Source organism: Candidatus Chloroploca sp. Khr17, assembly GCF_004138165.1.
In the GTDB taxonomy this organism is placed as follows: domain Bacteria; phylum Chloroflexota; class Chloroflexia; order Chloroflexales; family Chloroflexaceae; genus Chloroploca.
The window spans coordinates 1-21124 of the sequence record NZ_RYFF01000011.1; the positions used below are offsets into that span (position 1 = coordinate 1).

The following is a 21124-nucleotide window of genomic DNA, read 5'->3' on the forward strand; positions in this document are numbered from 1 at the left end:
GGCGGTCTGGTGCAACCTCAAGGGACTTTCGTTGCCCCGCCTGCGCGAATCGGGGCGCGGCGTTTCACACAAGGTTTGACGGAGCGGTATCCTGGCGCACACTTGGCAGGTTTGCCCACGGCGGTGAACCGCACGGGAACGCCCGTGACCGAGCAGGTGAAACCCTTTGAGAGGGGTGCCCCTACAGGGCCGGGGGCGGGGCTCGGTGTACAGGCACCCCTTGCGGGTGCCCTGGCGGGATGCATACACGGAAGATGCAATCGCCCTGCCAGGCGGGCGCGACCCACAGCTAGCAAAGCTGGCTTTGCGCCTCACCGAGACCACCCTGATTAGGGTGTAACGTACGTTCCAGGCCACTGAATGACAGAACAATGAGACGTGTCTGACACAATACCGTGTTGGGCGCGTTTGTCATCATTTGATCATCGCACGATCTTCTCAGCCTTTCTGCAAGCCTCTAGAATCGGAAGCAGAACGACAGTGGTGCCACTATAGGCACCCCTTGCATAGAGCCGATGGAGCTGGCAAGGACCTGCGGTTACTGCCAGCCACAGCGCAAGAGTTGAGGAGATCATGATTACGCAGACGATCGAGAGGTGCGCTCACCCACAGACTGGTGCCATCCACCCACCCACCCCATCAAAGCAGCGTCACCCGCACAACACCCCGTCGGTGGTCGATGCAACCCTGCTGGCCGAGATGGACTTGATAACGCTGGTACGCTGCTGTGCAATCGAAAGCGAGCGTTTCTATCGGGGTCAAGCCCACAATACATGGTACAGCTACGAGCTCTTCCGGCGGGCGCTAGTTGAGCGTGACGAACAAGCCTGGGCACAGCTGTATCACCACTATAGCGTCCTTGTTGAAGGGTGGATTCGACGGAGTGGAGCCTTCGTCAGCAGTGGCGAGAGCAGCGAGTATTTTGTCGTCGGTGCCTTTACCAAATTCTGGCGGGCGATTGGGCCCGAGCGCTTCCCCTCATTTCCCACCCTGGCTGCCCTGCTGCAATACCTGCAACTCTGTGCAACGAGCGTCGTGATTGATAGCGTACGCGCTCAATCCTGGTCAGAGATGCTACCCGAAGAGACTCTGATCTACCATCATGAAAGCCTGACGTCGCCTGATGAAGAGGCCGTCAATCGCGTTGACCGGCAGGAATTCTGGCGTTTCATCGACGAGCAACTGCAGAGCGACGTCGAACGCATTGTTATCTATAGCTCGTTCGTGCTTGGTCTTACCCCACGAGCACTCTATGGGCAACACCGCGAACTCTTCAACTCGGTCAACGACGTCTACAACGTCAAGCGCAATGTGTTAGGGCGCTTGAGTCGCAACCAGCAACTACGTCAACTCATCAGCGAGTGAAAATCGGTAAAATCCAGGTTCAAGTTACGTTTCATACCATGCGGGACAGATGGCAAGACCGGCCATGAATGCCAGGAGCGCAGAGGTATGAGCATTGAGGAGTATGGGAACGAAGGCTGCATCGACTCGCCAGCACTGAGTGGCATCGCCCTGCTTGCGGTAGCTGACGGGGAAGCAGACGAAGAGACGCTCGCCCACGTACGCACATGTCCGCACTGTAGCCAGTGGGTCACACGCTTGCGCAGGATGCAAACCCTCTTACGCCAGCGGCTCTACCGACTCGAGTGCCCTTCAACCGAGATGCTTGTTGACTACTGTCAGGGATTACTTGACCCGGAAGAAGCAAGTGCCATCAGACAGCATCTCAAGTACTGTCCACACTGTCACGCCGAAGTCAACCTATTAGAGTCATCGCTCATGCCGAATGAACTGACTGGGCAACCATCATTTTACCGCTGGACACTACTGCCTTGAACAACAAAAACTGCCAGCCTTGCTGGCAGTTTTTTGTTGTACCGACAGAGCTAGTTTAGGCGAAGTGATCGGCAATATAGGCCGTGAGGTTGGCAATGCGCACCGAGTAGCCCCACTCGTTATCATACCAGCAGATGACCTTGAAGAAATCATCGCCCATGTTATGGGTAAGGGGCAAGTCAACGACGGTACTGAAGGTCGTACCGATAAAGTCGCTACTGACAAGCTCTTGATCGCTGACGCCAAGAATGCCTTCGAGCTCTTCGCTCTCGGCGGCCTCACGGAAGGCAGCATTGATCTCTTCAACGCTCGTCGGGCGATTAAGCATCACGGCAAAGTCAACCACCGAAACGGTAGCCGTAGGCACACGGATCGCATAGCCGTGGAACTTGCCCTTGAGCTCGGGGATGACCAGCGCAACAGCCTTGGCGGCACCGGTCGTGGTGGGCACCATATTGACAGCGGCGGCACGGGCACGGCGCAGATCCTTATGGACATTATCCTGCAGGTTCTGATCCATCGTATAGGCATGGATCGTGGTCATCAAACCACGCTGAATACCAAACCGATCATTGAGCACCTTGGCCACCGGGGCGAGACAGTTGGTCGTACAAGAAGCATTCGAAATGATATGATGATTGTCGTGGTCGTATGAGGTTTCATTGACGCCCAGGCAGATCGTAATATCCTCACCCTTGGCAGGCGCGGTGATAATCACCTTTTTGGCCCCTGCTGCGAGGTGGGCTTTGGCCTTTTCGGCCTCGGTAAAGCGCCCGGTCGACTCGATGACAATATCGACACCCATCTTGCCCCAAGGGAGGGCAGCGGGGTCACGCTCAGCGAGCGTTGCAATCTCATAGCGAGTATCGTCATACTCCACGATGAGCTGATCTTCGGTCACTGTCACCTCGCCATCAAACGGGCCATAGGTCGAGTCGTAACGAAGCAGATGTGCAAGGGTCTCGTTGTCGGTCAAATCATTGATCGCGACGATCTCGAACTCATCGGGATGATTTTCCAGCATTGCTTTGAAGCTCTGCCGACCGATCCGGCCGAAGCCATTGATCGCAATACGCACCATGGAGAGAGCCTCCTTCCCATTCGCGGTTATTCAGTGCCTTTCATCCAACTGATGCCACTCTTTTTGTAGCTGTCTACTTTGACAATCAGTGAGGGATCAGGCATAGGGGCTATTATAGCATGCTTTATGGGCTGAGATCAGGGAGTTTTGGTTTTTCGTATGGGAACCCTGTCCGCACGCCGGGCAGGGTTCCCATACGAATGAAGTGAAGCCGCTGGTAAGCGCTTTGAGGGCCTGCGGCCCCTGGAAACAAACACGTGTGTGTTTGTCTCCAGAGTAAAAAATATGCTATAATTGGTAGTAATTATCGGGTAAGGAGCACCCCATGGCTCTGAGCATAACGGTTCTGGTGTTACTGGCTATAACCGGGATAGTTGGTGGGTTGCAGGGAATCCGGCGAACGATGCCCACCCTGGCGGGGACATTGCTGGCCGCGATCGTCTTTGACCTATGGCATATACGGCTCGGCGAATGGTTTAGTGCAACCTTTCAAGCCACCCAGACTGAATGGCCCCTCTTTTTGCTGATTACGCTGGGGTTTCTCACCATTACGGGGGTGATTGGCTATGGAGGCAGCAGTTTGCTCCGTCCCAAGCGAACACGGGTGCAATCACTAAGTCTCTTCAGCCGTGTCTTTGGGGTCGTACTGGGCGTTGTGAATGGTGGGTTGCTGCTTGCCTACCTGCTGCGTTATGCCGAACAGATCTGGGGTGTCAGCGCAACCCAACTGATTGCGGACTCGGCCCCGGCTGATTTTCTGGTACGCGGGTTGCCTTGGTTTGTCTTGGGCCTGGTCGCGAGCACGATCCTGTTCATTGTCGTGCAGCTTATCCGCAATGGGCTTGAGCATCAGGCTGCACGAAAGACCTCGGTCGCCGAGGCACCAAGCCTCTCGGAGGCTGATCGCCGGTTGAGTGAGAAGATCGAGCGCACGATTGGCAAGCGCTAGCGTGTGGGCAGAGGCGCGTTTTTTTAACGCAGAGGCGCGGGGGGTTTAACGCAGAGGCGCAGAGACGCAGAGGGGAGCAAGAAGTATTTTTACTTTATGCGCTCTGCGTCTTTGCGTCTTTGCGTTAGAACATGTTTAGAATTAAAAAGAGATCGCTTTATCGCCAAGGATGGTACCAGGCCAGATGCGAATACCGCGCTCGAGGCGATTTTCGGCCCCAAACGAGCAATCGTCACCGATGATAGCCCCATCGGTGAGATAGGTTTTGGCCCCAATGGTATTATTGGCCCCCAGCACACTATTGCGAATCGTGACCCCCTCTTCGACGATGTTTTTCTCCCACAGAATCGCCCCTTCGAGCGAGACATCCATGCCCAGTTGGCAGCCAGGCCCGATGACGGTCGGGCCAATAATGCGTGCGCCGCGCCCGATCACCGTGCCATTGCCGATGACCACCGGGCCAACCATCTGCGCGGACGGGTGAATCGTTGCGTCACCTTCGACCCAGATACGATCGGCAATCTGTTCGCCACGAAAATCATACTTGACTTTGCCAATGAGAATATCATGGTGAACATCAATATAGGTCTGCGGTTTGCCAATATCCGTCCAGTAGGCGCGGGTTGAATAGCCATACATAGGATCGCCGATCTGCATGATGACGGGGAAGAGGCCACGCTCAAACATATAGAACTGATCGGGTGGCACATAGCGCAGCACCTCGGGATCGATCACATACGTACCGGCATTGATCAGATTGGTGGTAATATCCTCAACCCGCGGCTTCTCGAGAAAGCGCTTGACCCGATCATCACGCTCGGTCTCAACCAGGCCAAACTGGGTCGGATCTTCCACTGGCGTCAGGGCAATCGTCACTTTGCTCTGCTTTTCTTGATGGTAGGCGAGCATCGCCCGCAGATCAAGATCGGTCATCACATCGCCATTGAAGATAAAGGTTGGCCCATCGAGCAGATGTTCAACATTTTTCACAGCCCCTGCCGTGCCACGGGGTTCGGGCTCTTCCACAATATGCAGTTTCATCTCAAGACGCGAGCCATCACCAAAGGCATGCCGAAAGCGTTCGGCCAGATACTGCACGGCCAGAACGACTTCAGAAATGCCCTGGTCACGCAGACGCAAGAGCATCCACTCGATAAAGGGCTGATTCACGAGAGGTATCATCGGTTTAGGCGTATTGCAGGTCAAGGGTCGCAGACGAGTGCCAAGACCACCAACGAGGATGACGGCTTTCATACGTGCTCCTTAGCGTCATTGCAGACTGATGTTGTCTGAGAGAACCGACTTACATAAAAATAGAACGAGGCGAAGAAGACATTCCTCCGACGGTTCACATTTTTGAGGCATAGCTGAGGGTACACATGCATCATAATGACGCCACGACCTGAGCACGCCAGAAGTCAAGAATATCACCGAGCGTCTGGCGCAAAGGGATCTGAGGGTGCCAACCCGTAGCCTCTTGCAAACGGGAGGCATCACCAACCACCAGAGGAATATCGATCGGGCGCATTAACGCGGGATTTTGGCACACTTCGATGGCAAGGCCACTGGCGTCGAGCAACATATCAAGCAGGTCGTGGATCATGACGGCCTGACCTGAACCTACATTGTAAACCGCCCCGGCTTCACCCTTTTCAGCAGCGAGTGCATACGCACGAACGACGTCACGGACATCAGTGAAATCACGGCGGGCACTGAGATTGCCTACCTGGAGCGTGGGAGGTTGAAGGCCGCGCTCAATGCGGGCGATCTGGCGCGCAAAGGCGGCAGTGACAAAACGCTCGTTCTGGCGCGGGCCAATATGCGTAAAAGGACGCAACCTGATCGTATCGAGGCCATGGCTCAGATGATACTGATAGGCGAGCAAACCCTGGGCGGCTTTGCTGACACCATACGGATTGGTCGGGCGCAGGGGCGTCTGCTCGGTCAGAGGCAGATCGGCCTGGGTAATGAAGCCATACTCTTCATTGGTACCCACCACCAGTACACGGGGCGAAGCTTGGAGCGCGATCAGGGCCAGAAAGATATGCAACGCACCAAGCGTATTGGTTTGAAGGGTCGCCGCAGGATCGCGGAACGACTCGGGCACAAAAGGCTGCCCCGCGAGATGATAGATCACCGCTGGCTCGGCCTGTTCAACGGCGCGAAGGGTCGCCGCAGCATCAGTGAGGTCGGCATGGATCTCGTGAACCTGCCCAGCGAGAAAGGGCGGCAGGCGACCGGGCGCACGGGTGACGCCCCAGATCTGCACCTTGCCCTGGGCGAGCAAGTGTTCAGCCAGATAACTGCCAACGAAGCCATTGATGCCGGTAATAAGCACATTCATGACACTACTATAGCCGATTTTTGGCAGTTGACAAGCGGAAGCGGCGGTTTTTTTGACGCAAAGGCGCAACGGCGCAAAGGTGTTCGATCTTTTGCCCAGCAGGCGCAGCGGCGGGTTTTTTTGACGCAACGGCGCAAAGGAGCGAACATTTCGCTTGAACTGATGCACCGCTTACAGTCGATGCATTTCTGGAAAACCATCACGGCAACGGTAGAAGCTGAAAAGCACCAGGCGGCCTCAGACAAACACCATCGCGAGTAAAAAGCCGAGCAAGCCGAGCGAGCCACTGAGATAGAGCCCGCGCATGGCCTGACGCCCGTCGGCAGGGGTTTGACTGCGCAAGAGTCTGACGACAAAAAAGATGATCAGCAGATTCGTGACAAGGATAGTCAGCACTTGCTGGAGCAGCAGATTGCCGAGCACAACGACGAGCAAGGTCACTACCACGACAACACCGAAGAGCACTGCCGCAACGCGCAGCGCAGTGGCGCGGCCATAGATCAGGGCCAGCGAACGTGAACCGAGGTACTGATCGCCCTCGGCATCCATCGCATCACCAGCGATCTCTTCGGCGAGATCAAAGCAAAACGTGATGCCCGCGAGCAACCAGATCGCTGGATGCCAGAACTGACCGACGCTGATCCCGCCAAGGAGAAACGTACTACCCACTGACGTACTAACCATCAGATTGCCCCACAACCCGGTCGCCTTAAACTTGGCGTTATACGCAAAGCCAAGCAACCAGATCAAGACACTTACGCCAAACGCCACCGGGCCCAAAATCCACGCTGCGCCAAGGCCCAGCAGAGCCGTCGCAAGGCCAAGCGCCATCACCTCAAACGGGGTGAGCAGACCGGACGGCAGCGGACGCTGGGGCGCATTGATGCAATCAACTTCGCGATCAAAGTAGTCATTGGTGATCAACGCCGAAGCTGAGAGCAAGAAGCCGCACCCAAAACCAAGACCAACAAGCGACAGAGCAGGTAGGTGCCCCAGGGCAACGACCTGCCCAATGACCACACACAACCCCGCCGCCAGCGGGAGTTCAGGGCGAAACAATTGCAGTGCGCCCTTGAATTTTTGCCCTAGTGTTACTGACTGTTGCATAGGCCCTCCTTGACCGGTATGATACCAAATTCACACCTTCACTATATAGCGTCCGCAGATTACGCAGATTACGCAGATTATAGCTTCCGCATCTGCGTAATCTGCGGACAATCAGGATGACGTTGCAATCAGCCCTATATGTGCCGGGATGGGCGAACAGGAGCCATCTCACCCGGCGGTGTGTCACCCTGAGTACGAAATGGCCCGCGGGCCAGTGATGCCGTGAGCAACAGACGCCCATGGGAGCGCGGGCTGCCAGCCAGCGTGGGGTTGCGGGCTGGCAGCCCGCGCTACTATGGCGCACGGAGCGTCTGTTGCTTAGGAGCGCACGCGAAGGGTCTTTCCCGGGCACGGGGGCGCGGGGACGCGAGTTACAGAGGGTTTATGAGACCTCACAAGGAAAAACTGAGAAGTACTATCGAGGCAACAGAAGCGAGGGCGATCCACCAGGCTTCTGTAAGCTTGCCCACAAACAGGGTGGGGTTGATCAGCTAGAGTGGAGTTGTGCTCTGGCAAGCGGGAACGGCCTCGGCGCTGGATGCTGACTCGGTGGCGGGAGGACGTGACGTAGGCACTGCCGCTGCGTATCACCGGGTGCTTGAAGGGCAGCGTCTGACCTTTGCGTTCGACGGCGAACGCCTGAGAGACCAGGAAACGGGAAGTAGCTGGGATGTGCTTGGGCGCGCTGTTGATGGCCCCCTTGCCGGTGCCCACTTAGATCCCGTGGTTGCCGTCAACCATTTCTGGTTCTCGTGGGCAGCTTTTCGACCTGACACGAGGATCTATCGCTAAATGCTTGCAAGCTGCGCTTGCAGCATTGCAGAGGTAAGGAGTTTTTTCAGGGAGGGCAAGCCCTCCCTGAGACCCTCCCTACCGCAACGTCTCCCTGAGACCCTCCCTACCGCAACGTCTCCCTGGGAGCATTTAGGCTTTTGGTGGCAATGACATTGCATAGGCCACGCCCTGCATCACCCACGACTGCAGGGCTTCGTCCGACGCGAGCCCTGCGGGGGCTACGACAACAACGCCGGTCATCGTGCGCCCGGCGAGCGAGCGGATGCGCGCATAGGGTTGCGCCAGCGCCGCGGGATAGCGCTCGGGGCCAACCCGTACCAGCAACTCGTCACCGAGGATCGCGCAGCACATGTTGCCGGCCAGCAAAAACGCCAACCCACCAAACATCTTGCGTTCACGCAATGCAGGCTGTTCCGCTAGCATCTCCCGCACCCGTCGCGCCAGATCGTCATCAAACGCCATTGTCGTGCTCCTTTGACCTGGGTGGCCCTATGTTAGGCATATGCTGAACTATCCGCAGATTTCCGCAGATTACGATTCAGATCATAATCTGCGGAAATCTGCGTCATCTGCGGATCCTCCACTAACCTTATCCACGCGCCCGATTGCATTTGGCACCTTCGTGCTCCATGATAGATCAACGCGGCAATCTGCAATCTAAAATTGAACACGATGATACGGTGGGACCGGATGATGCGACGCCGGTCATCATTATTTCGGTCGGGCATAAAGAACTGCGTGGAGTGAGTGCGGCGTGCTACAATAGACACCGGATACCTGCCAAGGAGAATCACGGATGGATCTTCGTATGACGACCAGGATGGATAAGCGCCACTTCTCGATCGTCTCATTGACTGAGGAATCGGGCGATCAAGCGTATTGGCAGCAACAGCACCCGCTCGACCGAATTGCTGCTCTGGAATTGATGCGTCAGGTGATGTATGGCTACGATATTACTACCGCCCGACTTCAAAGCGTTCTTACAATTGCTGAACGACCATCAAGTTGAGTATCTACTGCTTGGTGGCTATGCGGTTGGGTACCATGGTTACCCGCGGGCGACGGGCGATATGGATATTTGGATCGCCATGCATCTTGATAATGCGAATCGGGTGGTGGCGGCGCTACATGCGTTCGGATTTGCGGCACCGGATGTCACCTCAACGCTCTTTTTGGAAGCCAATAAGATTATTCGGATGGGAAATCCACCACTGCGCATAGAAGTCTTAACGAGTGCGTCAGGGGTGGATTTTTCCGTGTGTTATGCGAAGCGCATTTTGGAAATCATTGACGGTGTCGAAGTGCCAATTATTGCGCTCGACGACTTAAAACAGAATAAGCAAGCAAGCGGGCGTCTGAAAGATTTAAATGACTTGGCCAACCTCCCTTAGCCTCGCGGCGGCAATGACGTTGCATATCCCGCACCCGTCGCGCCTTATTTTCTACAAACTCTTTCGCCCACTTGTCAACGTCAAAGGGGCAATGACGTCGCATATCCCGCACCCGTCGCGCCAGATTGTCATCAAACGCCATCATCGTGCTCCTTTGCATTGGTTGGCCCTATGTTACGCATCTGCTGAACTGTCCGCAGATTACGATTCAGATCATAATCTGCGAAAATCTGCGTAATCTGCGGATATTTCACATCTGCGTAATCTGCGGATACTCTATTAACCTTATCCACGCGCCCGGTTGCATTTGACACCTTCGTGCTCCATGATAGATCAACGATGCGAAGGCAGCATTGCCGTAGCGCTGCACCGCCGGGCAACGGTGCCGTCCCCCGTATGTAGGCCCGCTCACAGTCCTTGCCACACCTCAGGGTGTACACTGCGAGCAACCGAGCGACACGTTGCGCGACGGAACATCATAGTGGCTCCCAGGGGATGGGTACGCTGGCAGAAAAAATAAGTTTCATTGGTATGCCCCTGGAGCAAACCCAGAGTTTGAGAGGAACAAGATAATGGCCGAGCAATTTGATGTGATCATCATTGGTGCGGGACAGGCTGGTGTGCCGCTTGCGGGGGCTTTTGCCCGCGCTGGACGCCGAACGGCGCTGATCGAGGCGTCGCACGTGGGCGGTACGTGCATCAATGAGGGTTGCACGCCGACCAAAACAATGGTTGCCAGTGCCCGCATCGCGTATCTCGCCCGTCACGCTGGGCAGTATGGGGTGCAGACTGGTGCGATCCAGGTCGATCTGAAGTCCGTGCGCCAGCGCAAGCGCGAGCTTGTCACCAGTTGGCGGACGGGTAGCGAACAGCGGTTGCACCATGATGGCGTCACCTTGCTGATGGGGATAGCGCAGCTGAGTGGTCCCAAAACAGTTACGGTCACACTGAATGCAGGTGGGACGCGGCAATTCACCGCCGATACGATTGTGATCAATGCCGGCGCTCGCTCATCAACCCCTGATCTGCCTGGTCTCGCCGAAGTGCCGTTTCTCGACTCGACCTCGATCATGGAGCTTGATGCGGTTCCCGAGCATCTCCTTGTACTGGGGGGCGGTTATATTGGCCTTGAATTTGGGCAGATGTTCCGTCGTTTTGGCAGCCGTGTGACGATTGTGCAGCGCGGTGCACGTCTGTTGGCGCGTGAGGATGGCGCTGTTGCCGACGCTGTTGCCGCACTGTTACGCGAAGATGGGGCCGAGGTCTTGCTCAACACGACAGCCCGTCGGGTGAGCCGCAGTAACGATGGTACAATTCACTTGACAGTGGCGAGCCCCGCTGGCGAGCAGACGATCGAGGGGTCGCACCTGCTCGTTGCGGTAGGCCGTACGCCCAACAGCGACCGATTGAATCTTGCAGCGGCAGGCATTGCCACCAATCAGCGCGGCAACATCATCGTGGACGAACGCCTGGCAACGAATGTTCCTGGCATCTATGCAGTCGGCGACATTACTGGTGGGCCGGCTTTTACCCATATTGCCTACGACGACTTCCGCATCCTAAAGGCGAATCTGCTTGAAGGAGGGAACAAAAGCACCCGCGGACGACTGGTGCCCTACACCGTCTTTATTGATCCACAGTTAGGCCGGGTAGGTTTGGGTGAAGAAGAAGCACGGGCACAGGGGCGCACAGTGAAAATCGCCACGATGCCAATGAATTACGTCGCCCGCGCCATTGAGGTCGCCGAAACCCGTGGCCTCGTCAAGGCTGTCATCGACGCCGAGACTGATCAGATCCTCGGCTTTACGATGCTGGGCATCGAGGGCGGCGAAATCATGAGTGCCGTGCAACTGGCAATGCAAGGGGGCTTGACCGCCAGCGCCCTGCGCGATACCATCTTTGCCCATCCAACGCTCGCCGAGTTGCTGAATACGCTCTTTGCCCAAAGCTAAAGGCTAGGCTCCGGCGCAGTACCTTGCAAAGAAGGCGTTTTTTTGACGCAACGGCGCAACGTTGCTAGCGATGATATTGGGCTTCGGCGGCTGGAGAACGAGGCCAGCTTTGCAGGCCTCGTTCCCCAAACATAACAAGAGCACAAGTGCATAAAAGAAGGAGTCTCTGCGATGAATAATCAATCCGATGCGTTGGTGAACGAGACGCTACCGTCATACGCAGCCGATCTAGCGGCGACAATTGCGCCTGAGCGTCTGGCGCGTTCGCAGGCCGTGAGTGCAAAGCTGGTCGAGGCGCATATCGAACGCAATGCCCTTGGCGTCGGAGCAGTCGCCCCGGATTTTCTGCTCCCAGATGCCAACGGGTCACTGGTTCAGCTCAGTACGCTGCTGGCGGAAGGCCCGGTAGTGCTCGCTTTCTACCGAGGGGCCTGGTGTCCCTACTGCAACCTGCAACTCCGTGCCTATCAGCGGGCACTTCCGCAGATCCAGGCTCGTCACGCAACGCTGGTCGCTATCTCGCCCCAGTTGCCCGATGGCTCGCTGACCACAGTTGAACAGAATGAACTCGCTTTTCCGGTGCTCAGCGATGTTGGCAACAAGGTAGCGCAACAGTATGGGCTGGTCTTTCAACTCGATGACGACGTGCGCGAACGCTATCTCGCGATGAAGATTGATCTTGAGCAGAGCAATGGCGATACGAGTTGGCAATTGCCTATGCCGGGAACTTTTGTCATTGGGCGCGACGGTATCATTCACCTGGCTTTTGTTCACCCTGACTATACGCAGCGCCTTGAACCAGCCGCGATCCTCGCTGCGTTATAACATGGCGTTCGTTTTTTTCGTACGAAGGTGGCGGTGTCGTTGGCCAAGGTTCGGGGCACAAGCGTCGCGGCATGGGGATGGGTTGCTGGTTCAGTTCCCGCACCAAGGGGAGCCAACGCCATCCATGTCATTCCGAACGCAGTGTTATAACATTTTAGATTGCAGCTTTTGGATTGCGGCACTGCCTTGCCAAGAAGGCGTTTTTTTGACGCAAAGGCGCAAAGGTTGGTTTGACGCAAAGGCGCGAAGGCGCAAAGGTTTTCGCGTCGGTGAGCGAACCCTTCGCGCCTTTGCGTGAGCTTCTTTGCACGCTATTGGGATGAGAGGCTGTCTGAAAAGACGAAGTAGTGTGTGACGTACGTTTCTTGATACCAACGGGGGCTTCGGCAGGCTCAGCCTCCGTCCGTTCGCAACGCCCATCGTCCGCCGTTGGCTGAGCTTGTCGAAGCCAAGCCCGAGAGCAGAAAGGCGGTCGGTGGCGGGGTCGCATGCCATTCGCGCAGGGCCTGCCCTGCCGCGTGCGCCCCGGCTTCAAGGGCAGCCCCGCCAGCAAGTTGGTGGAGGGCGACGCCGGGCAGCGCTTGCCAGCGCATGACGCCGTTTGCTTCGTCGACGCTGAGCAGACGCGGGGTGACAAAATGGCGTGGGCGCAGGTTCGCCACAGCCTCGCCCAGGGCTGCCAGCTTCGCGGTGCGGGCAGGCCTGACGACCCTGGCAAAGACGGGGCGCTCTGCTTCGATGAGACGGACGACGGCGCGCCGCTCGGGTTGATGCACAAACAGGCGTGCGCCCGGTTGTCGTCCCAGCGCGGCTAAGCCAACAAGACGGCGATCAGCCCCGTGTAGATGCAAGCTGATGCGACCCCCAGTCGTGCCTGAGTCCATTGTCACCATATTTTCCGCCTTCATACCCTGAGGCAGCGACTCGGCAGATGGGGCCAGGGCATGCCATTGACCAGGGACGATCATGCCGCTACCGGGGGCTTCATACTCCAACAAAAGATGCTCAGACGAACGCGGCCAGGCGCGCCGTAGATGCAGCGTGCGCTCGGCAAGGCCAGCATGTGCCGCAAGGTCGTATGGCACGGTCAGGGTCGCAAGGTTCGCGATAGGGTTAGCCGACATAGGCATCCTCTTTGATCTGGTATGGCGTCGTTTGGGCAACAAACGCACGCGCAAGGATCGCTTCAGCCGTGGCAACGATGGCATGAATGCGCATCGGCCAGTCTGGTTCGCGATAACGAAAGGGTTCAGGTGCAAGCCGCAGCAGGCCCAGGGCTGTGTAGAGGCTGATGCGCTGGTGACTCGGCGGAGGCGCAACTTCGGCGTAGCCTTCGCAAAGAACCTCGGTAAGCATGGACGCCCGGTCGCTTGGCATGCGGCCAAGGGCGACCTGGCGCTGCAGGTGCGCCGCAAAATTGCCGAGATCGGCAGCCGGATCGCCCCAGTGGGCATTGTCAAGGTCAAGCAGCGTCGCCGTACTTCTGGCGGGATCAATTAGGATCTGATCGGCATAAAAGTCGCCATGCAGTGACTACGGATGGCGCAGACTCTGCGGCAGTTGCGCGGCAAAGACCTGGCAGAGGCGCCCGATCTGCTGCTGAAGCTCAGGACAGAGGGCGATCAACGTGCGCGCATTCGCGTCAAGTGCCACCAAGGGCGTTGCCAGGGCTGTCTGCGGCAAGCCGGGGGCTGGCTGGCAATGCAGGGTTGCGAGCGCGGCCCCCGCAAGACGAACCGCGCGCAGATCGTCGCGTTCATCACGCACGAGCGTATCGAGTGGTTCATCGGGACGCCACGGGAAGATGAGGCCACGCACGCGTTCGCTCGCCCCGCATGGCTGCACAATCGCAAGCGGCCCTTCGCTCTGGAAGGACTCGGCGGCCCTGTGCGCCAGATGATAATCATTGGCCGCATAGAGCTTGAGCAGCGCGTCACCCCCGGCGGCCCCAACGAGCCGCCCAACATAACGGCGCTCAGGGCGGTAGCGTAGATGCACCAGAGCGGCATGGTGGAGATCCGTCCGCGCTGGGCAGAGCTCGCTCAACAGGCGTGCCCGTCTACGTGGCCTATTCAACCGCGTAAGCACAGGCAAAGCCTGGTCATGCGGCCAGCTATAGAGCGCAATCTGCTCTTGGTCAAAAACAAGCCCGCCAACGCCAAGCGCCCCCGGTTGAGCGGCCAGTTGGGATGCACGGGCAAGTTTGGCCTGGCCTGAAGGGCCGACCAGAGCCACGCGTGTTCCCGGCGCAATGTTGAGGCAAAGGGTGAGCCGATTGATCAGATCGCCCGTGCGCGCTTTGCTGTGATAACTCAACGAGAGCCGCTGGATGTGACGGTAGAGATCGGCCCGCACTTCAATCATCACGCGGTTGCCGGCCAGGGCAAGCGCAACCGTGCTGAGATAGGCCAGCAGCGCACGGCTACCCGCGACAACAAGCACCATCAATGCGGCCACCGCGATGAGCAGCGGCGGATCGAGTTGCAACGGACGCTCGGCCAGACCGCTGACCTGCGGTACAAGCACATAGTCCACCAGCAACTTGAGCGGCCAGGGTTCCAGCAAGCGCATCGCAATCTCACCAAGCAAGGCGAGACTGCCGCCTGCAATCAAGGACGCCTGAGGGCGCAGGTAGGGCTGGAAGCGACGGACAAGCCGCACGCCATTGGCGATACGGTCTTGAAGCATCGCAACACGGGAATCGAAACCGAGGCGTCGCACCCGTTGCTGACCAGTCGCCACAAGACGCGCCCAGATCACCAGAAACTGCGCGAGTAGCGCGGCGACACGCGATTCTATATGCTGCCGCAGCGTTGACCATCGTTCGACGACGGCCTGCACACGGGGATGCTGAGCAACATTACGCATAGCTGGCCCACTCCTGCGCTACCAGTTGCCCCTGGGCAATCGCGAGAATACGCCCGGCGACGGAATCCCAGGTGTACTGACCGAGCACCAAGTGCCGTCCGGCTGCGCCAAGCTTGACCCGTAGCGCAGGGCTGTCGTGCAACGCGACCAGCGCATCCATCAGTGCCTCAGGATCACCCGGCGGACAGAGCAGACCGGTTTCACCATGGGTAAGGATGTCGGCCACCTGCCCAACCTCGCTTGCCACAACGGGCAGACCGGCGGCCAGATACTCAAAGAGTTTGAGGGGCGAAAAGTAGCAGCGCTCACGCGACGGGTACGGCGCAGTCGCCACATCCATGCGCGCCAGCAAGCCCGGAATCGCCTCGGGCGAGACAGCCCCGGTGAACTCGACAACCTGGACAAGGCCGGAGGCGTTGACCTGAGCCTCCAGTTTGTCCCGTTCCGGGCCATCGCCAACAAGCAGCAGGCGCGCCGAAGGCAGGCGATGGTGCAGTTGGGCAAACGCGGCCAGCAGCACCTCCAGGCCATGCCAGGGTTTCAACGTGCCAACAAAGCCGACGGTATAGGTCGCACGCAACGCTGGATGCGGCCCCATTGGAAAGCGGTCGGGATCAACGCCGTTGGGCACCACAACAATCGACGACTCGCTGGCAAAGGTACGCAGATACGCGGCCACCTCTTGAGAAACGGCCAGCAGCGCCGTTGCCGTACGAAACAGCCGTTGGGCAACCTGCATCGCTCCGGCACGATTGATCAGCTCGCGGTGACGGATCTGCTCGTCAATGAGGGGAGCATTGACCTCAAGCAACCCTGGCACACCCGTGCGCTGCGCATACCCCATAGCGGCATAGCTCCAGAGGCTATAGCGCTCATAGACCAGATCAAACGGCCCTGAGCGCTCCAGCGCAGCGGCCAGATCTTCGTTCGCGGCGAGCAGCGCGGCTTCACGGATGTGCGTAGCGCCCTTTGGAGGACGGGGCAACGCGAAAATCTCAAGCTCGGTACCGGCAGCCTCGTGCGCCAGGATCTCGCTCACAATAAAGGTCTCGGAAAAACGCGGATAAACTTTCAACACATACCCAATGCGTGGCGCAGATTCAATCAGCACAGGGGCTCTCCTTGATATCAATCTGATGAAAAACCAGGGCTTGTACCAGTTCAGCAACGTGATCGAGCGCACCCATATCGAGTTGGAGGCGCGGTTGGAGTGCAGGATCGGGCGTACGGGCAAGCCAACTCGTAAGGGACGCAGGCGAGACCCGGCGAGGATGCAGCATATCAACCAACCCCAGATCGCGCAGGCGTTGCGCCCGGATCAACTGCTCACGGCGGGGGACGACCCGTGGCACCAGCAACGCACGGCGAGCAAGCGTCAGGATTTCGCAGACCGTGTTATAGCCAGCCATTGCAATCACCGCATCAGCACGTCGCATCAACGGGGTCGGTTCTTCCAGAAACGTCACCAAACGCAACCAGGGGCGTTCGGCGACCATACGCTGTAACACCGCTTGCTCGCTGGCTGCCATCAACGGCCCGGTCAGGATGACCCCAACCATGCCCTCGGGCAAAGCCGCCCTGGCGAAAGAGCGGGCCAGCGCAAAGCCATCCTGACCGCCGCCAACACAACAGAGCGCCATACGTGCATCTTCGGGCAAGTCGATCTTCGCGCATAGCGCCGCTTCCGCCTGCGGATCATCATCAAGAAAGGCGGCCCGATTGAGATAGCCGGCATAGATCAGCCTGGCTGCAACAGCAGCACTGAAGCCATATTCACGGACAGGATCAGCGATGCGTCGATCGCCATAGATCCAGACCTGGTCATAATAGGTTTCCACAGCGGCATTATTGCCCTCAGCCGCCCATTCGCGACGAGCAACGGCAGGCTCATCAAGAATCTCACGCAAGCCAAGCACGCAACGAGCCTTCTTCCGCGCCCGTAACCAGTCGAGCGTCGGACGCAATTCGCCAAACGCCCCCAGCGGCACTTTATCGGTCAACAACAGATCGGGATCATACGAAGCGACCGCCGCTTTGATCGAACTGGCCCGCATCTCAAGCATCCGCCGCAACGAAATAGAAAGCGAACGGGGACGGTACAACCCATCCGCCTCTTTGTGCAGAGCCGGCAGCGTCAGGCAATCAATGCCCTCAGGGATCGCAAAAGCCCCCATCTCACGCGCACCACCAATCAACAAAATATTGGGGCACGGCGTCAGACGCAGCAGTGCTCGTGCAAGCAACAGATTACGGCGCATATGGCCGAGTCCCTAGGTATCGTGCGAGTAGAGCACAATCCGGCGAGGACGCGTTGCACTGGTGAGCCAATCTGTTGGAACATAGCCCGGCTCAAGGTGCGGCTGAGGGATCAGCGGATTGCTCGCATTGAGCAGATGAGCATGCCTATCAATCACATGGGCCTCCTCACATTGGTAACCAGTGGCGAAGAACGTGTGAACAACTGCACTGGACATGGGCTTTGATCAGGTGGTATGCCCAAACAGAGGCGCCCGAACAGCAAAAAATACATCCTCGGCGTCACGGATCACATGCACGCGGAGGATAGATAATAAAGTGGTGGCGCACCTGACCAGTTTTGCTGGTCAGGTGCGCCACCACCAACGAGATGCCTGGGGGCCGTAGGCCCGCAAAGCACTCAGATTAGATCAAGGGCCAGCTTCAGATCATCGATCAGATCCTCAGGGTTTTCGACGCCAATCGAGAGCCGGATCATCGCCGGGGTGATGCCCATTTCGATGCGTTCTTCAGGATCAACATCGGCGTGCGTCATCGTGGCAGGATGCTCGGCAAGCGACTCGGTGCCACCGAGGCTGACCGCCAGATGGAAGAGCTTGAGTTCATCAAGCACGCGGAAGGCTTCACGCTCGCCACCCCTAACTTCAAACGAGATCATGCCGCCAGGCCCACTGCACTGACGCTGGAACACGTCATATTGAAGATCGCCAGGCTTCAAGCAGCCCAAATAATGGACGCGCTCAACAGCGGGATGTTCACTGAGAAAAGCCGCCACATGGCGCGCCGTCTTCATCTGCGCCGTCATCCGCAATTTCAGGGTCTCGAGACTGCGCATCAAGAGCCAGCCCGTCTGCGGCCCAGCCATCGTGCCCATAATTGTTCGCATCAACTTGACCTGGGTCATCAACTCGTTGGAACCAAGACAGACGCCGGCAATCACATCGCTATGGCCGCCGATATACTTGGTCGCCGAATAGAGCACCAGATCGGCCCCGTGCTTGAGCGGCTGTTGCCAGAGCGGGCCGAGGAAAGTATTGTCGACCGCCGTAATCACACGCTGATCGCCCCCGAGACGCTGCGCAAAAGCCGCATACGCGGCAATATCGACCAGCGCATTGGTCGGGTTCGCGGGCGTCTCGATCAGGATCATCTTGAGGCGGTCGGCCAAGCCAAGCTGACGCAACCGCATCTCGGCCTCCTCGGGCGGTGCACCAGCGGCAAAGCCTACGACCCGAATCTCAAACTGCGGCAACACATGCTTGAGCAGAAAATCGGTGCCCCCATAGACCGGCTCACTATGCAGAAGCACATCGCCCGGGCGCAGAAAAGAGAGCAACGTCGTACTGATGGCCGCCATGCCACTGGCAAACGTCGCCGCATCCTCAGCATCATCCCAAAGCGTCAGGCGATCTTCAAGAATCTCAAGATCAGGATTATTCAAGCGACTATAGATTAGGCCCATCTCTTCATCGGGCCGCTGACGACGCAACCCATACGCCAATTCAAAAAACGATTTGCCCTCCTCAGCCGTCTTGAACACAAAGGTCGACGTCTGAAAAATTGGACACTTCACGGCACCCTGCGAAAGCGATGGCTTGTAGCCATAACTCATCATCAGACTCTCGGGGTGCAACGGACGCCCCTCAAGATACCCCTCCGGCTTACGTTCAGCCATTCTGCGGCCTCCTTGCAGCTAAAACAGAGCCTCAACGCTCTGCTGTCGATCTCATGGTACGCTTCACCCACAAGCGGCTCTAGTTGTAAAAACACAACCTCTGGTTACCCTATGCCCAGATACACAAACGAGCGCGGGGCAAGCCTGTGGCTTGCCGCCCGCGCTCACGTCTGGGCAAGCAATGCGTTGCCACCTACCGGCGACGCAAAACAAGTCGTGCGATCCAGATGACCAGCATGGCACCAAGCACCGAAACAATCAGACTCGTGAGGTTAAACCCCGAAGTCAGATCGATCCCAAGCAACAGGCTACTCAACGTACCCCCAACAGCTGCGCCGGCAATCCCCAACAAGAAATCCACATACCAGGGATAGCTCGACTTCATCACAAGCCCTGCCACACTGCCAACAATGATGCCCATGACAATCCATGCTCCTTGTGTCGCTACGTCCGATACCCAGCAAAGCTTGCGAAGATTCGAACGCTTTTCAGTATAACCGAATCTGTCCCTATAACAACCAGAGCGATACCGTATAAATAAGCAGACCGACTAACCCCCCCACAATCGTCCCGTTAATGCGAATAAATTGAAGATCGCGTCCGAATTGAAGCTCGATTTTCCGCGTCACTTCATCGGTTCCCCAGGCATTGACCGTCTGGGTGACAAATTCGCCAGCCGTACGCCCGTAACGCTTAATAATATAGCGCGACAAATCTTCAGTCCATCCATCAATGCGAGCGCTCCATTCCGGATCATTTTCCAGGAGATCACCGAGGTTTGCGAGGCCACGCGCAATCGACTCACGGAGCGGCGAGCCAGCCATTGTGCTCTGGGTCAACAGACTCGTCTTCAGATCTTGCCAGAGCTTGCCGGCCACCTCGCGAAACATCGGATGTTGCAGCAACTCTTGCTTCAACGCCTCGCCCTGTGCGCGTACCTCGGTATCATACTGGAGATTCACGATCCACCGGTCGAGCGTCTGGGTAAACTGCTCATAGAGCGGATGGTCAGGATCTTCGCTCAGTTCGGCCAGGGTACGACGGGCCCCATCGAGCAGACGCTCATAGATCTTCTGGTCAACAATGCGCGGCATCCAGGCTGGCAATTCGCCGGCAATGCGCTTGCGAATTGCCTCCTGATTCGCTTCGACCCACTGGGTCAAGACCCGGGCAAGCTGCAGCAAGACATCGCGCTGGCGCTGTTCGACCACAACCACCCCAAGCAGTTGTGCAATCAGTGGCGTTACCGGAACCCCGGCAACCCGATCACTGAGGGTACGTTGGATCGCGGCACCGACTTCGTCATCATTCGCCACCCGCAGCAAGCCGGTCAGACTCTCGGCGGCCAGATCAGCAAGCTGGTTACTCCGCTCGGGCTGACGCAACCAGCGCGCCAGACGACTGGCAACATTCTGTCGCCGCAACCGCAAAGCGATTTTGTCAGGATCAAGAAAGTTGCGCTCGATAAACCGACCGAAACTCTCGGCAATGCGATCTTTGCGCCGAGGGACGATAGCGGTATGCGGAATGGGAATGCCAAGCGGGTGCCGAAAAAGGGCGGTCACCGCAAACCAGTCAGCAATCGCCCCAATCATCGCCGCTTCAGCAAAAGCGCGCACAAAACCAATCCACGGGGCCATCTCGCGGTAAAACGACGTGATGACGAAAAGGATGCTCATGGCAATGAGCAAGCCGGTGGCAATACGTTGCATCTTGCGCAGCGCAACTGCGCGTTGAGCTTCATCCATAGCTCTGTCTATTTCTCACTCAAACCAGGGTTGGTCTCATTCAACAAGATTCATCTTCCTCTGTGATTGTACAGCACCTTGAGGATTCGCTGTAGCATGATCCCAAGCATGCACCCCGTCAGACCGGGCGAACGCGCCCATGCGTCCAGACCGTCGGCGTAATGGTCTTCCAGAAATTAAGCCGCTGAAGCCCACCTTCGAGGGCTTCAGCGGCGGAATCAGGCCACGCAGGTGGCCTTCGCTGCCCAAGCGCCGAGCCGTTTACGGTGACGGAAGAAACTGTCATCACCCGAG

General features: G+C 57.6%; 23 protein-coding genes and 1 pseudogene. 7 read left to right on the forward strand and 17 right to left on the reverse strand.

The features are described 5' to 3' along the window. Nucleotides 1–573: 573 nt before the first annotated feature. Nucleotides 574–1365, forward strand: coding sequence for a sigma-70 family RNA polymerase sigma factor (locus EKD05_RS08675; RefSeq protein WP_240695694.1), 792 nt, complete (start codon nt 574–576; stop codon nt 1363–1365). Nucleotides 1366–1452: 87 nt separating this feature from the next. Further along, nucleotides 1453–1839, forward strand: a complete 387-nt coding sequence (locus EKD05_RS08680) for a zf-HC2 domain-containing protein (RefSeq protein WP_129672048.1) — start codon at nt 1453–1455, stop codon at nt 1837–1839. Nucleotides 1840–1894: 55 nt separating this feature from the next. Here the strand turns inward: EKD05_RS08680 and gap are convergent, their stop codons facing one another. Then, on the reverse strand, nt 1895–2920 hold the full coding sequence (gene gap, locus EKD05_RS08685; RefSeq protein WP_129672049.1) for a type I glyceraldehyde-3-phosphate dehydrogenase: 1026 nt from the start codon (nt 2918–2920) through the stop codon (nt 1895–1897). Nucleotides 2921–3245: 325 nt separating this feature from the next. On the opposite strand from gap, the gene EKD05_RS08690 reads away from it, so the two are divergent. After that, on the forward strand, nt 3246–3869 hold the full coding sequence (locus tag EKD05_RS08690) for a CvpA family protein (protein WP_129672050.1): 624 nt from the start codon (nt 3246–3248) through the stop codon (nt 3867–3869). 141 nt (nt 3870–4010) lie between these two features. On the opposite strand, the gene EKD05_RS08695 is transcribed toward EKD05_RS08690, so the two are convergent. From EKD05_RS08695 to EKD05_RS08705, 3 genes are all read right to left on the reverse strand, one after another. Beyond that, nucleotides 4011–5123: a sugar phosphate nucleotidyltransferase gene (locus EKD05_RS08695; protein WP_129672051.1), complete on the reverse strand. Its 1113-nt coding sequence runs from the start codon at nt 5121–5123 to the stop codon at nt 4011–4013. Between the two features lie 130 nt (nt 5124–5253). After that, nucleotides 5254–6213, reverse strand: coding sequence for a GDP-mannose 4,6-dehydratase (locus EKD05_RS08700; protein ID WP_129672052.1), 960 nt, complete (start codon nt 6211–6213; stop codon nt 5254–5256). A gap of 237 nt (nt 6214–6450) precedes the next feature. Beyond that, on the reverse strand, nt 6451–7320 hold the full coding sequence (locus EKD05_RS08705; RefSeq protein WP_129672053.1) for a UbiA family prenyltransferase: 870 nt from the start codon (nt 7318–7320) through the stop codon (nt 6451–6453). A gap of 504 nt (nt 7321–7824) precedes the next feature. Here EKD05_RS08705 and EKD05_RS08710 point away from each other — a divergent pair. Continuing rightward, the gene (locus EKD05_RS08710) at nt 7825–8112 is read left to right on the forward strand and encodes a DUF3179 domain-containing (seleno)protein (protein ID WP_129672054.1); all 288 of its coding nucleotides are present in this window, start codon (nt 7825–7827) and stop codon (nt 8110–8112) included. A gap of 132 nt (nt 8113–8244) precedes the next feature. Here the strand turns inward: EKD05_RS08710 and EKD05_RS08715 are convergent, their stop codons facing one another. Beyond that, entirely contained in the window at nt 8245–8577 is a 333-nt protein-coding gene (locus tag EKD05_RS08715; protein ID WP_129672055.1) for a TfoX/Sxy family protein, read from the reverse strand. Nucleotides 8578–9056: 479 nt separating this feature from the next. On the opposite strand from EKD05_RS08715, the gene EKD05_RS08725 reads away from it, so the two are divergent. Beyond that, entirely contained in the window at nt 9057–9506 is a 450-nt protein-coding gene (locus EKD05_RS08725; RefSeq protein ID WP_129672056.1) for a hypothetical protein, read from the forward strand. Nucleotides 9507–9637: 131 nt separating this feature from the next. On the opposite strand, the gene EKD05_RS08730 is transcribed toward EKD05_RS08725, so the two are convergent. Further along, on the reverse strand, nt 9638–9820 hold the full coding sequence (locus tag EKD05_RS08730; protein WP_129672057.1) for a hypothetical protein: 183 nt from the start codon (nt 9818–9820) through the stop codon (nt 9638–9640). A gap of 258 nt (nt 9821–10078) precedes the next feature. On the opposite strand from EKD05_RS08730, the gene EKD05_RS08735 reads away from it, so the two are divergent. Together EKD05_RS08735 and EKD05_RS08740 are read left to right on the forward strand one after the other, a co-directional pair. Next, nucleotides 10079–11458: a mercuric reductase gene (locus EKD05_RS08735; RefSeq protein WP_129672058.1), complete on the forward strand. Its 1380-nt coding sequence runs from the start codon at nt 10079–10081 to the stop codon at nt 11456–11458. A gap of 171 nt (nt 11459–11629) precedes the next feature. Further along, the gene (locus EKD05_RS08740) at nt 11630–12283 is read left to right on the forward strand and encodes a peroxiredoxin-like family protein (protein WP_129672059.1); all 654 of its coding nucleotides are present in this window, start codon (nt 11630–11632) and stop codon (nt 12281–12283) included. Between the two features lie 392 nt (nt 12284–12675). Here EKD05_RS08740 and EKD05_RS08745 read toward each other — a convergent pair whose 3' ends face one another. The 11 genes and pseudogenes from EKD05_RS08745 to EKD05_RS25705 all read right to left on the reverse strand — a co-directional run bounded on the left by EKD05_RS08745 (nt 12676) and on the right by EKD05_RS25705 (nt 21116). Next, nucleotides 12676–13407, reverse strand: coding sequence for a hypothetical protein (locus EKD05_RS08745; RefSeq protein ID WP_129672060.1), 732 nt, complete (start codon nt 13405–13407; stop codon nt 12676–12678). Then, nucleotides 13397–13639: a hypothetical protein gene (locus EKD05_RS26665; RefSeq protein ID WP_240695695.1), complete on the reverse strand. Its 243-nt coding sequence runs from the start codon at nt 13637–13639 to the stop codon at nt 13397–13399. The genes EKD05_RS08745 and EKD05_RS26665 overlap by 11 nt, the downstream gene beginning before the upstream one ends. A 102-nt stretch (nt 13640–13741) precedes the next feature. After that, nucleotides 13742–13813: pseudogene (locus EKD05_RS27165) on the reverse strand (hypothetical protein); the annotation flags it as partial. Between the two features lie 3 nt (nt 13814–13816). Continuing rightward, nucleotides 13817–15151: an ABC transporter transmembrane domain-containing protein gene (locus EKD05_RS08755; protein ID WP_129672061.1), complete on the reverse strand. Its 1335-nt coding sequence runs from the start codon at nt 15149–15151 to the stop codon at nt 13817–13819. After that, entirely contained in the window at nt 15144–16262 is a 1119-nt protein-coding gene (locus tag EKD05_RS08760) for a glycosyltransferase family 4 protein (protein WP_205703899.1), read from the reverse strand. The genes EKD05_RS08755 and EKD05_RS08760 overlap by 8 nt, the downstream gene beginning before the upstream one ends. Beyond that, a complete protein-coding gene (locus EKD05_RS08765) occupies nt 16252–17409 on the reverse strand; it encodes a glycosyltransferase family protein (protein WP_129672062.1) in 1158 nt (385 codons plus the stop codon). Before EKD05_RS08765 ends, EKD05_RS08760 begins: the two co-directional genes overlap by 11 nt. Nucleotides 17410–17421: 12 nt before the next feature. After that, on the reverse strand, nt 17422–17565 hold the full coding sequence (locus EKD05_RS25700; protein ID WP_165360651.1) for a hypothetical protein: 144 nt from the start codon (nt 17563–17565) through the stop codon (nt 17422–17424). A gap of 242 nt (nt 17566–17807) precedes the next feature. Further along, a complete protein-coding gene (locus tag EKD05_RS08770) occupies nt 17808–19082 on the reverse strand; it encodes a cystathionine gamma-synthase family protein (RefSeq protein WP_129672063.1) in 1275 nt (424 codons plus the stop codon). A gap of 193 nt (nt 19083–19275) precedes the next feature. Then, a complete protein-coding gene (locus EKD05_RS08775) occupies nt 19276–19503 on the reverse strand; it encodes a GlsB/YeaQ/YmgE family stress response membrane protein (protein ID WP_129672064.1) in 228 nt (75 codons plus the stop codon). An 88-nt stretch (nt 19504–19591) separates the two neighbouring features. Next, nucleotides 19592–20830 (reverse strand): DUF445 domain-containing protein, encoded by a 1239-nt coding sequence (locus EKD05_RS08780; RefSeq protein ID WP_129672065.1) that lies wholly within the window; start codon nt 20828–20830, stop codon nt 19592–19594. Between the two features lie 118 nt (nt 20831–20948). Next, the gene (locus EKD05_RS25705) at nt 20949–21116 is read right to left on the reverse strand and encodes a hypothetical protein (RefSeq protein WP_165360652.1); all 168 of its coding nucleotides are present in this window, start codon (nt 21114–21116) and stop codon (nt 20949–20951) included. Between the last annotated feature and the right edge of the window lie 8 nt (nt 21117–21124).